The organism is Paenibacillus sp. FSL H8-0104 (assembly GCF_038050215.1).
Lineage (GTDB): Bacteria > Bacillota > Bacilli > Paenibacillales > Paenibacillaceae > Paenibacillus > Paenibacillus amylolyticus.
This window is the reverse complement of record NZ_JBBOTC010000002.1, coordinates 163890-178238: the sequence shown is the minus strand read 5'-3', so window position 1 is coordinate 178238 and position 14349 is coordinate 163890. Positions and strand designations below refer to the sequence as shown.

Here is a 14349-nt window from a genome sequence, read left to right as displayed (position 1 = left end):
GTATGAAGCTTTGTTCTTCAACGTTTTTCGATCCACAATTAGAAGTTTATCTTTTTCCTTGATGAGAAGTGACGTACCTTCATCCGATTCTTGAATGCTCCCCCACTTAGCTAACGCTTGAAGTGGTGGATTCTTGCGAACAGAAAAGGTTCCTCTTCTTTTTTAGCAAGCGATCCCTGCGTTCCCGCAGTTCTATCGTTTGGTTAGGTAGCGGTTAAACCGCTGCTTGTGCAATATTATGAGCGGCGTTTTCATCACGGTCATGAAGCGTACCGCAAGCGATGCACGTCCATTGCCGAACTGCAAGATTCTTTACTTCAGGGTGGATCATGCCACATACGTGACACCTCTGACTGGTCGGCTCGAACGGATCGGCGATCCGAAGGGTTCGTCCATACCAGAAGGCTTTGTATGTCAGTTGCCGTACCCACTCACTCCAAGATGCATCGGCGATGGATTTTGAAAGCTTGGGATTTTGAATCATACTGGCGACACGCAGATGTTCGATACTAATCGTTTGGTTTTCACGGATCAGTTTCGTCGTCAATTGATGAAGGAAATCATTTCGTTTATTCGCAATACGTTCATGAATACGAGCGACATGTTGCTTTGCTTTCTTCCAGTTGGAGCCGCCTGGAGTACGCCGAGCCATCCGTCGCTGCCAAAACGCCAGCGTTTTCTCATGTTGGCGGTAAAAGCGAGGATTAGCATACCGTTCGCCATTCGAGCATACAGCATATTCTTTCAAACCTAGGTCGATGCCAATATGTGCATCCACTTGCGGCAGAGGATTCTTTTCAACTTCGCAAACAAGCGAAACAAAAAATTTTCCACTGGCGTTTTGACGCACGGTAGCGGACAAGATCCGTCCTTCCAGTTTCCGGGAGTTTGCAAAACGCATCCAGCCAAGTTTAGGGAGCTTCAAGCGACTACCCTCAATGGCGATATTCCCGTTAGTGAATTTGGTTGTGTAACTTTGAATTGGATGCTTCCGGCTCTTGAAGCGTGGCGCTTGATTTTGCTTTTTGAAAAAGCGTTCATAGCTATCTGCTACATGACGAGCAGTCGACTGTAAAGCGATGCTATCGACTTCTTTCAGCCAGTCGTATTGTGCTTTTAATAAGGGGAGTTGTGTCGCACAAGCGTGATAGGACAAACCCTTTCCCGTTTCCGCATAGCTTTGAGTCCAAGTTTCCAAGAAGTAATTGAACACAAAGCGGCAGCAGCCAAACATACGCCTGATGAGTTGCTGTTGTTCCGGTTTGGGGTAGATCCGGTATTTATAGGCTTGATGAATCAGCATGTACGACATCTCCTGTATAGGGATCTTATCCATATTATAGCACATATGTTCTGATTGAAGTCGAAAACCGCTGATTCATCCCCACTCTATCGAGGGTGGAGTATTCTCAGCTTTTTTAGATAAATAACCATTAACGTATTTTCGATATTTCTACTTCTTTAAACGGTTATCACAAATTTCCAACCCTTAAATCATTGCCAAAAGGTCACAAAAATGACCTTTTCGATAACTTTCGAGGTGGGAATCCCCCATGAAATTCATGTGAGCTTGGCATTCGCACCTGCTACAGTATTAACGGATCACCCATATCATAGGAATCTTTGGCACCCACATGTTGGACTTTACTTTTGTAATTATCGCCTAAGTTATAGAATCGAAGACAATCTGTATCCTTATCAATCAATTCTTCCAGTTCAAATCTTAATCGTCTAAATTGAGTAGCGTCCAGTAACATTCAAATACCGAGTTCTGCACTCGCTGACCGTAATCCACACACTTTTTCGCCACTTTAGATAGCCTTCTTCGGCCTTCACTATCTATTGTGCTTACATCATACCTAATTAAAATAAGCAATCGTTACACCTACTTCCACAGAAACGGAGGATATTCATCCAGATCACCGCACGCACTCATATAGAGTGCGACGTTATCGGTGCTCCACCTCTCCCTAAAGAACTTCAATTTCAACTCACGCACTCCATACAGAGTGCGACTTGCAGATAAACCACAAAATATTGTGTAAAACGGAATTTCAATCCACGCACTCCATACAGAGTGCGACAGCGAAAACAGACGTATCATCTCTAATACACAAATGATAATAACGTCTTTTCGATATTTTAACTTCATTAAATTCCTTTACTCGAACAACTTTGACAATATTTCATTGCCAAGAGGTCTCAAAATGGGCCTATTCGACAAACTGTGAGGTGCGAATACCCCGTGCAAATCATGTGAGCTTAGGGTTCGCACCTGCTACACCATGAACAGATCACCAATGTCATAGGAATCTTTGGTTCCTACATGTTGGACTTTGCTTTTGTAATTATCACCTAAGTGTATAGAATCAAAAACTAGCGGTCTCTTTATCCATTAATTCTTCTAGTTCATATCTTAAGCACCTGAACTACTTAGCATCAAGTATACATTCAAACACCGAATTCCGCACTTGCTGACCGTGATCCACCCACTTTTGTGTCGCTTAGACGCCATAAGCATAGTCATGGTAGTCGGGCTACTTACGAGCTTAACGTTACAAACGCCATAAAGAGAATTTGTTAAGATTCGACATTGTGTTATGTTGATCGAAATGTCTAGTAGTGACGCTGAATACTGAGAATAAACCTTTTCGATCCTCGTTTTGTAAATTGTGTATTTATCGTTGTAAACTTTCATCGGTAAACCCTAATATTATTCGGCAAATCCATCATAGAAAATTTGTTCAGCATGGGTTCTAATGACACTTTATAGGTAAGGTTTCTCTTTACCCTATTTTTTCCTGATACCCTTCTCTTGTACACACCCAGCGTTGGAGAAAGGGCTGTACTTCCTCAAGGTAAGGACTAAATATCTGCTCCATCCACATCATTCGCTTCCCCTGCTTTTCCCAAATTGCAGTTGACGGTAACCAGCCGAGTGAACGAAAGACTGGGCTTGTTACCAAATGAACAGTACTACTGTAAGGAATTTTTTGTCCGTTAATATCCCTATACATATAGAACAGTTCTTACTACAGATAATACCTTCATTTTAATATTAACTTCTAGAAGTCGTCACTAAATTGATACAAAATAGGGAACGTTTTAGAGATTGATTCTCCCAAGAATTTTATATGAGCTCCACATTCACACTCTTATTGGAAACGATCAAGTCTTAAATTCATATCAACACGTTCTGGAGTCCATAACAGGACATCCGTAAGAAAGGTCAACGCATCCATTTCAGACAATCGATCCACAATGGATTCAATCAATACCCTAGCATCTCCTTGAGTTTTCTCGACGAGAATTATCCCTCCAGCATCTCCATTGATGTATATATTTCCTACGCGATCGACCTTGTACACATGGCGCAACCATAACGTACCTTCGTCAAGAAAGATGAAATAACTTTCATTCATAACGTATCCTTGATATAAGCTAAAATTCTCACCATCATCAAAAGAGTCAAGTATTAACGAAGCAAGTTTTAACTTTTTTGATGGTCTCATTGTTTCCCTACCTTATAAGAACTAAAATCTGAACTAAGCCCCGATTCACAAATCATAAACACGTTGTTACACGAATAAAAAGCGTCAATATGTAGGATCACTGCATTCTCCTCCTATTTGTACTTAATTCCTGTAATTCGAGGTACATTGCGAACGCTTTAGCTTTTCACAGTCAATTACTCTTTAAATAGATAATTTGTAGTTGCTAAAGACAGATCCTTTTGCTACGATTGGCCTAATAATCAGATTTTTTCCTTAAATGTCAACATGTTGACTAGCATTGTTTACACTCATCATAGTATCTTTTTGACTATATGTCAACATATTGTGCATTATATTTTTTCACTGGAGGCACTACCATGAATGAATTACTTATACGTTGTCGACTTGGCGACATCATGAAAGAACGTGGATTACAAAATAAAGATGTTGTAGAGCTGACTGGCGTAAGTCGAAATACTATTACTTCCCTGAAAGGCAACGCAACTAAGCGTATTGATTACGAAACTCTTGGTGCACTATGTAAAGGACTTAATGTTACACCCGGTGACCTTTTGGAATACATACAGTAAAATTATACGACTCTTTTATTCTGCAATTCTATGAAAAACTCTTTCATAAGAATATTAAGATTCCCTGCACTCGCCACCCAGATCAATATCTTGCCTAAAACATCTGCTTTTAACGCTCTTGCAGATAGCGGTCATAATGCATGCCTCCGGGCACGCTAACAAAAAAAGACTCCTTAACGGAGTTCTAAATTTTGTATGAGTTTCTTTGAAGCCACTTGGCCAGTGCTTCTACAGTCTAATCGTTCGTTGCTATTTTAATGGCTGTACTGAACAAGTCCTCGTCTGAAGCATCTAGTTCGTAACCATTGATATTTAAAAATACGTATGTACACAAGACTCCTGTGCGTTTATTAGCGTCATAAAAACAGTGTGATGTGATAAGTCCGGACATTAGAATTGCTGCCTTATTAAATAAACCAGAGTACTGTTCTTGTCCGAAAATTTCCGTGAACGGCTTTTCAGAAATGAACTCTAATACCCTGGTTCTTTAATTCCTGGTAATCCATTGGATGTAGCTAATTCTTGATCATGTATTGCTATGATTTGTTCCACCGTTAATCGTGTATACATTAATTTTTACTCAGACGATCTAACGTTTCTCTGTATTTGCTGGAACCTTTTTTTGCAATCTTCATTACGTCTGCATTGCTCAACACATTGGTTTTTTGTGCTTCTTGATGTTGTGTACTCATGTTCTCTTCATCCTCTCTTGACCGGTCCATATATACACCTCCAAGAATAACTTCTTGGTTAATAGTATATACCCCGTTTCGTAATCCCATAACTCTGTTCGAAGATATTTAACTGGTTATAACATAATATTCCTGTGCTATACAGCAAATATCAGATTAATAGTAACATCATAATTATTATGATGAGAACCATCAAAACTAATGTTTACCGCCGCACCCATAAAAAAGTCCATAACGCTTCAACTATAGGTTTTCTCTATGATCTGTGGCCAGTCTACTAATAGTTGTCCTCCACGGCCTTATGAAGCATACATACCCAGGCAGCGAGCCAGATCCGATTTGACCTATTTCTTATATAGCTTTGCCTTCTCCATCCCATCGTCTGTGAAATGATATAAAGCGATCTCTTGAAAATCTACAGATTGATCGTTACCCTTCAACTTTTTCGTGCGATAGATCTTCCAGGTAATGCGCGTTTATTGTTGCATGTCGGGACACGACTTCAATCTACGCGCTCCATACAGAGTGCGACGTGGGGGTATATTTTGTGTGGGTTATTTAGATCATACTTCAATCTACGCGCTCCATACAGAGTGCGACAGCGAAAACATACGTTATAAAGTCATAAACTTCAAAAGATATCACGTATCACCAGTAATTATAACAAATTCATATCTACATTTGTATTAAAAAACACCCTTCATCGAACACGAGTGTTGCCAAAAGGTCACAAATACGACGTTTTCGACAACATTTGAGGTGCGAATCCCCCAGGGAAATCATGTGAGCTTAGGGTTCGCACCTTCATATTTACTTTTCAAGCTGTTATTTATCTTCTGTAGACTTCAAAACCCAATCCGTTGGATACCCGCCTCCACTCGGCTTCCTGTTCAGATCTTTCCTTACTTCATTCATGTTACTCCAGTTCACATGGTATCTATCGGAAGATTTAAATTCTATTTCTATTCTACTTTGAACATACCGTTTGATATCCACTTGCTCCAACCTTGAGTCATGCTTCATCACTTCTCTATATGCCTTTACAAACAAAGAAGGGTCAACCTTACTTGCCTTAAACGGTGTAATGATTAATGACTCGAAACTATTCCCTTGCTCTTCCAGCATGATCTCCATCCGTTCGAACTGCACTTTGCCATAACCGTAGGCCTTCGCTCCGCCAATAAGCTCGTAGTATGGTTTCCCTTCAATATTATATTTTTCAGCATCAGGCAAAAGTTTAACATTCATAGCAAGTAATAGCAGCCCTAACTCAACGTCCGTTAAGTTTTTAAAATGTATTTTCCCCTCACAATGAAATGGCGATTGCGATGGATCATAGACTCGGCGTATACTATTACTTTTTGCTCCTTTTGAACCTTCCGGAAACGTTGGAATTGTCTTGGGTAACACATGATAATATTTGACTCCACGTAATGAATCTGGTGCATCTCCGTTCGGTTCTTTGTTCTTATTGCCGAATGATCTTTCATAGGTTGGAATTTCCCTGCCGTTAGACTTCAAGTACATCGCTTCGGCAGAAGCCTGTGGTGTTGCTAATAGAAACTCCTGTTCTTCCCCACGAATTTCTCCACACACACGAATGGGACTAAAGCGTAGACGCGACTTGTAGGCATATACTGCTTCATCATGAACCTGTTGGCTATCCATAGACACGTATCCAAACATAGCACTCGCAAAATCAATGCCTTCTGCGTCTTTCTCTCCTAACAACTCACTCAATTGGTAGTCATACGGTATTTTAAAGTAAGGAGTTCGGCCGACAGCAACCAGTTTATCTTTTGGATCATTTGTTTTACTAGGGTCCTGTTGTTCTAATTGATAAAAAACTACAAGAGGTTTCTCATATGAAGTATCTCCATCCTCATTAAATATATCGTAGTGATTTTTTTTCCCGATACGAATGTTCTTATAAGCACGCTTATAGCTTATGAGTATACTATCTGGCACATTAATTCTTACCGCATTTTCCTGCTCTTCTCCTATAAGATAATGAGAACGCTTTGATCCGACATTTGTGGAATTGAAGAGCACTCCGTCACTACCTCCTGGATCAGGAGAAGCAGCATCTTTAATGGACGTAACACTTTTTCCTGAAAGAAAGTATTTAACTTGCTTCTCATAAGGAGCCGAATTCTTTTTAAATGAAGACACACCTTTAGGTGTTTTTAGTTCATAGATATGAAACATGTGTGCTTTCAGTTTCCATCTTTCTGCATACTTTTCAGCTAATCCAATATCATACCCCTCTAGTATACCTTTAAGCTGTAAAAAGAGATTGCCGTGCAGATCCTCTATTCCTTTTTCTGAACCGCTTATTTTCTTTCCAATATTGTTTTCTGTAAAAGCAAATCTTTTGAACACTTTTTCGAGATATTCGGAGACAAGGTCCTTACCATTTAAACTGTATTGTTTCCTCAACTCACGAATTTCAATGTCCAGTTCTTTGATTCTACGGTTAAACTTATTCATAACTTGAAGCACATTCTCGCCGTTAAAAGAGTACCCCCAGTCAAATAATCGATGTGAGTTTGGTAGAACGTTACTCTTCATATTAATAATATCCAGTTCCTGCACTGACAGAAAATGTTGGTCTCTAATCATCACAGCAGGGATGATATAGAAACTGCCCTTGTCATCGCGATATAAGTACCCTGCCCTTACCGCTTGTTCTAGTCCTTGTTTATCTGTAATTCCGATCTTCTCTTTGTATCGCTTACCACCAGCAATTTTCCGATACAACATCTCGCTGTCATCCACAAATTCCGGGTAGCTGGCGCTTAACACTTCCACATTGGCGCGAAGCTTGCCTCGGATCTGACTTCCACTCAACCAATATTCTTTAGGGCCGTCAGCTTCAGACGTTTCGCGCAAGTCGAGAACAAGTGGCGAGTGCGGCTTGATCTGATAGGAGATGTAGCCAGACAGGTGCCCCGCTTCGTGCAGATCATGGCGGGGTGGTTTCTTGGCTTCATTCCGACGATGATATGGATAGTAGTATTCTGGCTTACCATTTTTACTCGGTAAGGAGATAAAATCGTAAGGCAGCGTAATCTCTTTTAACTTGGAATTATTCCCCTGTTCCTTGTTGTAGTTACTTTGAGGCTGCTGTTTCTGCTGGCCCTGACCACTGTTCTGGTTATTGTACGACTTTCCTCCGAATGACTGCTGGCTGAAACGATTACGATTGGAATGGTTTGCATATCTGTCGCTCATTGCACATCCCCTTTCTCCAAGCTAAACAGCATAGTCCGCTCCACGTAAGCCAGATCGTCCTCATAGGAGATTCTTTCAAGAACAGTCAATTGGGTATATCTGGTTTTACCCGCTCCCTCTATATTGTAGGGAGCTCGCTCCAACTCGTAACTACGCTGGATAATCGTACTCTCGGCATCTTCAGTTGCTTCAACAATGATCGGCTCATAGGCTACCAATTGCCCATCCTCGCGTGTCACGAATAACTCCTGTTTCCCATCAAAGAAATGCCCTTCCAATACCATATCTTTATCAAGTGCTTGAAGCAGTTTACTATACTCACTCTCATCATCAGTCCTGCCTAAAAGTACTTGATCGAACAAATGCACAATGAAGGAAAAGGGCTTTTCCGGAAAAAGCTTCATATCAAATTCAGCCGTACTCATATCAAACTTCCCCCTCTTTATTCAAAAATCCCACGAAAAGGTTATAGTACTTTTCCAGATTGGTTTGGCTATCTTCACTTAATGGACAGGTATTGCTGAATTTCAGTATATCTCCTTTATGATGAACCACCGTTTCCTTTGCCTCGAACTCCCCTAGTCCAATTACCGTTCTTCCTCCCAGAGGAAGCAGCCCTGATCCGATGCTACGCAGTAAATAGAGGAGTGGGAATAACTTGTTCTCAGCATCTTTACTGGCCTTCAGTTCCAAATGAATCTTCGCAGTGCCACGAACTTCATTCTGTGTTTTGAGTGCTCCATCAATGACACCGCCCGTAATTCGATCAATTCGATTGTATATTGATTTGGAGTTCGAATTATTGTTTCGCTCATGCGTTTGATTAATAACAACATCAGCTACCACAACCGACCCCATCTTATCCTGGCTCCCGAACCACTCCTGTAAAAGTGTGTCTACCCGTGCTTCAATTTCGGCAGACCGCTCCTGATCCTGAAGCATACGAAAAAGAAGTCGCCTCATCTCATGGCGCAGTAGCCCCTTAATACTGGAGCCAGGCAAATAATACTGGTTATCCTCTTCACGCAGTAGCCCTGTGATCTGGGCGGTCTGCTTGTCATCTCGTTTCTGGTCTGTGTAAGACTGATATACTCCGTAAGGAAAACGACCTTTCAAGTAAAGTACAGTTGTCGGATGAACCGAGACATGTTCTTCGTACTCTAGTGCATCTTCGGTGCAATCCTTCTCTTCAACAATGTCTCGATTAAAAATAAATTGGTCCAGTGCTGCAAAGCTATTGAATGTAAATTCACGACATGTTAATTGCTGTAATGAGAAACAGCCGTGACCATTGCTTTTTTTCCCACCAAACCGTAGTTTTCCCTTATGAATCGCTACTGCGCAGGTGTACATTAGTTTTTGAAAAGAAATTGGTTCTTGCATTGCATCCGACATAACTGTTCCTTCTGGCGATTTCATTGCCTCTGTCTGTGTATCGCACTCAACCGTAAAGACCAGCTCTGTCCCTTTTGGAAGGTCATCGCGTTTGTACTTGTGCTTGATGCGTGCTGATCCGGTCTTCGGATCAACTGCTGTTCCTTCCATAACTAAAAAACCACCATTGCTTTGAGCTACTCCTGAAGGGTTATTGGGCAATTTCAAGTAACCATCACTAATAAAAACCCGACTCTCTAAGAACTCTTCTGTTTCCTCAGCAGATCCGCCTAAGTAGTGATTGACATCAGCAGGTAACAATTTACTCCCATCTTTCAACCAACCTCGCAGAGCGCCGCCAATGCTGTTGCCACTGACAAATGGCTTGTCATCCCCATCCAGTAACAATTTACCAGGTGAATCACCGCCAAAATGAACTGGTGTTTTCGCCCGTAGTGTGAATGTAAAACTTTGTCTAATGTTCATTCGGAATCGCCTCCCCAACAGTAGACATTTTATAAATTTCTAATGCTTCGCAGATCAATTCAGCAATAAAGTGCTTCTGCCTCATGATCTCTTCCATATTCGGATCAGATACAGTCTGTACAGCCATATAATAAATCCGGCCATGGCTGCTATTAAGCTTCGTAGCTGCCAAACGGGACAACCCTTCATGTTCAGGGCCGACTTGATCATTCTTCAGAAACTTCAATATTCCATCAAAATGAACGCCTTCCAGAGAGAAAAATTGTTTATTCTGACGATATGTCTGTTTTCTAACCGTGTTGGTTTCTATACCGAATCCAAATTCCGATTTACTTTGAATATTAAGCCACCGTTTCAACAGATCGATCATTACCTGGCAATGGTGCGACTTGAGATTGTTCACCTTTAATTCTCCAAAACCATCAATTTTTGATGTGTCACCCATGTTTTTGGCCAGTATACGCAGCCAGTGCAATCGATTGTCGCCTAATCCCTTGCTAATTAATCGAATCGATTCGGCAATATGCAGGGCATTGGCGGATGCTGATTTTGTGTCGCTAGATGTTTCATCTTTGATCATATGTTTGGATTTCCCATCTTGAATCTGGACGGAATCCTCCCGACTCTCTCCCGAAACTGCCGGAATGGATTGCACCCGTAATTGAGAGGGATACGGAAGATTAACAGCAATCCAACCATAACCCTCCTGTGTACGCGCACCATACCGACGTTGCTCCAGCGCTGCAATAACTATTTTCCGTGTCTGTTCATCCACATGACCATCCATTTGATATCTCATAACAGAACCCGCTTTAATCGTTGTTTCCTTTGGATATCGCGCTTTCCAGGTTGCATTGTATCCTTCTGTCAGACCTGTCTGCACAAAATGTCGTTGTTCATCCGTTATGCGTTTAATTTTTATGCCACCGTACCTTTCGAGAACTTCCTCGGGCAAATAGGGCAACGGCTCACCATATCGACCACGTACAATTAGATCAGACAGACAGGTTAACGTCAGCACGTTCAGTTCCTCAGAGGAATCTGCTTCAGATTGCGACACGTTGATTCCAAGCTGTTGGCAAACCGCTGTATAATCCGATTTTGGTTTCCCTGTAGGTCTCACTTGGCAACGCCCATAGCCGGAACCTTTAGAACCGCCAAGATACCAGATGTCAGACCCATTCCACATGGACTCGATTTGTGATCTAATTCCCTCTGGATAACCAATCACCGAGCGGAAAATATGCCCAGGCTCCAGCGCTTGATAACTAAACAGATTAGCCCGCTCTTGCTTATCTTTGTTAAGCAGAGAACTGTGATGAAGACGATAATTTTTGCTTGGCTTAATCCCTTCCATATATCCGTCCCTAATAGTTACATAAGACTGGGGAAGCTGGTTTTTCGGCAACGTTTGATTGTCTTCACTCATTCCCTCCGATCTAGCAATGGTGTACAAATTAGTCAGGTCCACCATTCTATTGACATCCCCTTGATTCGTCAGGCTTCTCTGCCTTCTGTACTTATGCTTGTCCATGCGCAAATGCTGGGGTGATGGTAAATATAGCTGCCCGTTCTGATAAAGGTACGCATTGGAGCATTCCATATGTTGTAGAATAGATTTTGGATCTCCAAACAGACCCAGCCGCTGCATACGAGCTATTACTCCACCACGCAAGGTTGAGCCGGGAATGTAATCTTTACAAGGTTCATCCCAATGCGCTTTATTGCCGCCAGCACCAATCTTTAATGGCTCCAGATTACGAATCTCAATGACCTGATACCACATCATGCCGTACCTCTCCCTCCCAAATGTAGTACCTGCTGTGCATCTATCCCGTCGATCAGGAGTTTAGTCTCAATCTCTCCACGTCCCCGGTGAACTCCAGCTCCAATCCGATCCAACGAGTAAATGATACGTAACAAATCAGGCAGTACCTCGCTAGGGTTCTCCTCGAAGAAAATACGTGATTGGAAAACAAGCCCTTTTTTGACCGCTTGATAGGTATTCAGCATGTTGTCTTTAACAATACCTTCTTCCAGTTGTATTTCCGTCCGGAGATACGTCTGGGCAGAGGTCAAATCATGTGACGAGAACGCATTCGTATCAATCAGTTCACGGAAAGCATTCTTCACCTCATGAGGTAGCTCCAGATGAGTAAATCTCATTATTCCCTGACCTCGAAGCCCCTTCCCTGACTGTTCATGTTGCAAATAATCATTCATGAACTTCTCTAAATCCCATGCATTTACCAATTCCCAGGTATTAACTCCGAACAACACATCCATCGAATGAAGAAAAGCATACGCATGGGCGTAATCGTCCTTGCGATCAATGGCAATATATTGCCGCAGCAGCCAAAGTGCCTGACGCTTCAGTTGTCCCTTCAAGGACTTGGCATGAAAATAAACAAATCCATATTCATCACTGAGTACCCGAGATTGAACCAGGTTACGTTCTTTCTCTCCACTGGCAAAGACCGCCTCGCTAAGTAGTCGAAGCTCCAAAACGTATTCATTACTGTTTTCCATGGACAACCTCCTCCTGACCATAGACAAATGCCATCGTTTCCAGCACATCATTCAATACATATCGATATTCGTCGTACTTAGCCATCGTATTGCTTTCAATGATTGCCCCATATTGATGTCTGATCCATCCTCTGTCCGAATCTATATCAATGGATGAATAACCTTGCATAAAATGCTTTTCCACCAATTGCGAAAGACGGGCGCCAGAATTCGTCTGATCTCGTTCAAATAACAAACTGTAGCTCTCCCAGCCGTTGTATAGTTGCTTCTTGATTTTCTCTAGGAATGAACTGCTGACATCCAGTTCATTCGAGTTTTTCTTATTCATTATGCTATGTAGCTCAGCAACCAGATCACGGAATGCATTATAGCTATATACCCCACTGACTATGCCTGCTTCCTGATCAACCCGAAGTGGTCTAATACGAAAATGTTCATGCTTTCTGGCTCTTGCCACGCGCTTCTCGTAAGCAGTTTGGGCACTCACTTGACCTTGCACGATATCCCAGTCGATGAATGACGCAGAGGTCGCCTCATTTTCTGTAGAATGATGTAAAGCCTCTTTGGCCTGGTGACACAGCTTCTCCGCTATCCTGATAGCATCAAAGAAAGGATAGGTGACCCTGACAATAGCTACGCCTGCACATGCCGTAAGATAATGCTGTTGAGCAGAATGTGGTGTAGCCCCTGCATTCATCGCTTTGTCTAGCACTCCTCCTGCTTCCCTCTCCAACGATAACTTTTGAATCTGTTTTAGAATATCTGCTGTAATGTTCAATGCATCCTCTGCTTGCGTAACGAGACAGATATCGTCACCGGACATTAACACAGGTGTAACCTGCAAAGTCTTGTTATGTCGGACAGCATAGTGATAGAGCGCACGAGCCACAGCATCTGCGTAGATTTGCTCGATTGTACTGCTGAATTCCTTCATTTCATGAATCTCATTCAAACTGTGAAACATCTCACCCATTCGGTTACCGTCTAACGCGATAATGCCAATATAACCTTTTCGGTCATTACGAGCTTTGTAGTCCTCCAACTTCGTTGTGATCTGCACCGGATTATTATTAGCATCCATTTCTCTAAGACGTTCTTCGAGACGACCAAACAAAAAACGGCGAGCCTTGCCCAGGGTCTGATCGTTCTCCTCAGCTATTGCTCCAGATGCGATCTCAGGTTCATTGTTATGTTTATTGAGCCACTCCATCGGCTTGCCGTTCTCACCAATCTTCTCGACCCCGTAGCTCCAACGACGAAACATGGCTCGACGCTTATCCTTCAAAAGGTCAGCACGTTGGTTGAGCATTTGGCGGATCACCTTCATATTCCTCTTCGTTATTCCTAAAGAATTTTCTGCTGAAAGTTGCTCCTCTGGAAGCTCCTGATCTATCATTTTACTAATATACAGTTCAATCTCAGGGTAATGGCGTAGCACCTCTAAAGAATATTTTCTGCTAAATTGCTTGGCATGTTCGGCACGATTAAATTGAAGCATGCTGTTGCCACCGCCAGAATAAATCACAGTATATTCCCCTTGAAAATGCTTCTCCAGAAACGTTTTCAACATAACCCGAGATCCACCCACTTGAGATCTATCTTCTGTATATTCAGGTATTTCTGTAATGGCCTTAATCACATAAGAGTTGATTAGATTGTCTCGCAGACTTTTGTTTCGGTAAATGTATTCTTGCTTTCTCGACACATCGATAAAAACATATGTCTCCACGATCTATCTACCTCCCTCTTCTAACTTTGTTGTATAGATTCACGGTTTTTCACCTTACCAGACCTCAGCCCCATTAAAACAGTTCTGAAGACTTAAATCTTACGTGTTATTCTTTCTCTACGTTGGGCTATATTTCCTTTTGTTTCGATAATATTCAACAACATTTTACAAAACACAAAAAGCTCACTCTGCGCTACTAGCGTAAAGTGAGCTTAAATAGC

11 protein-coding genes and 2 pseudogenes are annotated in these 14349 nt (G+C 42.0%); 1 reads left to right on the top strand and 12 read right to left on the bottom strand.

The genetic code is table 11. The annotated features are described in order from the left end of the window. Positions 1-214: 214 nt before the first annotated feature. From tnpB to NST38_RS31290, 3 genes and pseudogenes are all read right to left on the bottom strand, one after another. Entirely contained in the window at positions 215-1303 is a 1089-nt protein-coding gene (tnpB, locus tag NST38_RS31300) for an IS200/IS605 family element RNA-guided endonuclease TnpB (RefSeq protein WP_341344425.1), read from the bottom strand. Between the two features lie 283 nt (positions 1304-1586). Beyond that, a pseudogene (gene cas2, locus NST38_RS31295) lies at positions 1587-1876 on the bottom strand (CRISPR-associated endonuclease Cas2). A 1279-nt stretch (positions 1877-3155) separates the two neighbouring features. Next, the gene (locus NST38_RS31290; RefSeq protein ID WP_341344424.1) at positions 3156-3512 is read right to left on the bottom strand and encodes a hypothetical protein; all 357 of its coding nucleotides are present in this window, start codon (positions 3510-3512) and stop codon (positions 3156-3158) included. A gap of 359 nt (positions 3513-3871) precedes the next feature. Between NST38_RS31290 and NST38_RS31285 the strand changes: the two genes are divergently transcribed. Then, positions 3872-4084 carry a helix-turn-helix domain-containing protein gene (locus NST38_RS31285; RefSeq protein WP_149847027.1) on the top strand — a complete coding sequence of 71 codons (213 nt, stop codon included), beginning with the start codon at positions 3872-3874 and terminating at the stop codon, positions 4082-4084. A 235-nt stretch (positions 4085-4319) separates the two neighbouring features. Here NST38_RS31285 and NST38_RS31720 read toward each other — a convergent pair whose 3' ends face one another. The 9 genes and pseudogenes from NST38_RS31720 to NST38_RS31245 all read right to left on the bottom strand — a co-directional run bounded on the left by NST38_RS31720 (position 4320) and on the right by NST38_RS31245 (position 14128). After that, on the bottom strand, positions 4320-4526 hold the full coding sequence (locus NST38_RS31720; protein ID WP_445933734.1) for a type II toxin-antitoxin system death-on-curing family toxin: 207 nt from the start codon (positions 4524-4526) through the stop codon (positions 4320-4322). Between the two features lie 127 nt (positions 4527-4653). Continuing rightward, positions 4654-4806, bottom strand: coding sequence for a hypothetical protein (locus tag NST38_RS31280; RefSeq protein WP_341344423.1), 153 nt, complete (start codon positions 4804-4806; stop codon positions 4654-4656). Positions 4807-5053: 247 nt separating this feature from the next. Next, positions 5054-5231 (bottom strand): annotated as a pseudogene (locus NST38_RS31275) (Replication termination protein); the annotation flags it as partial. 370 nt (positions 5232-5601) lie between these two features. Next, positions 5602-8010 carry a hypothetical protein gene (locus tag NST38_RS31270; protein ID WP_341344422.1) on the bottom strand — a complete coding sequence of 803 codons (2409 nt, stop codon included), beginning with the start codon at positions 8008-8010 and terminating at the stop codon, positions 5602-5604. Then, positions 8007-8435: a hypothetical protein gene (locus tag NST38_RS31265; RefSeq protein ID WP_341344421.1), complete on the bottom strand. Its 429-nt coding sequence runs from the start codon at positions 8433-8435 to the stop codon at positions 8007-8009. The genes NST38_RS31270 and NST38_RS31265 overlap by 4 nt, the downstream gene beginning before the upstream one ends. A 1-nt stretch (position 8436) precedes the next feature. Next, positions 8437-9870, bottom strand: a complete 1434-nt coding sequence (locus NST38_RS31260; protein WP_341344420.1) for an RAMP superfamily CRISPR-associated protein — start codon at positions 9868-9870, stop codon at positions 8437-8439. Then, on the bottom strand, positions 9860-11659 hold the full coding sequence (locus tag NST38_RS31255; protein ID WP_341344419.1) for a hypothetical protein: 1800 nt from the start codon (positions 11657-11659) through the stop codon (positions 9860-9862). The genes NST38_RS31260 and NST38_RS31255 overlap by 11 nt, the downstream gene beginning before the upstream one ends. Further along, the gene (locus NST38_RS31250; RefSeq protein ID WP_341344418.1) at positions 11656-12399 is read right to left on the bottom strand and encodes an RAMP superfamily CRISPR-associated protein; all 744 of its coding nucleotides are present in this window, start codon (positions 12397-12399) and stop codon (positions 11656-11658) included. The genes NST38_RS31255 and NST38_RS31250 overlap by 4 nt, the downstream gene beginning before the upstream one ends. Continuing rightward, the gene (locus tag NST38_RS31245; RefSeq protein ID WP_341344417.1) at positions 12386-14128 is read right to left on the bottom strand and encodes a Cas10/Cmr2 second palm domain-containing protein; all 1743 of its coding nucleotides are present in this window, start codon (positions 14126-14128) and stop codon (positions 12386-12388) included. The genes NST38_RS31250 and NST38_RS31245 overlap by 14 nt, the downstream gene beginning before the upstream one ends. Positions 14129-14349: the final 221 nt, after the last annotated feature.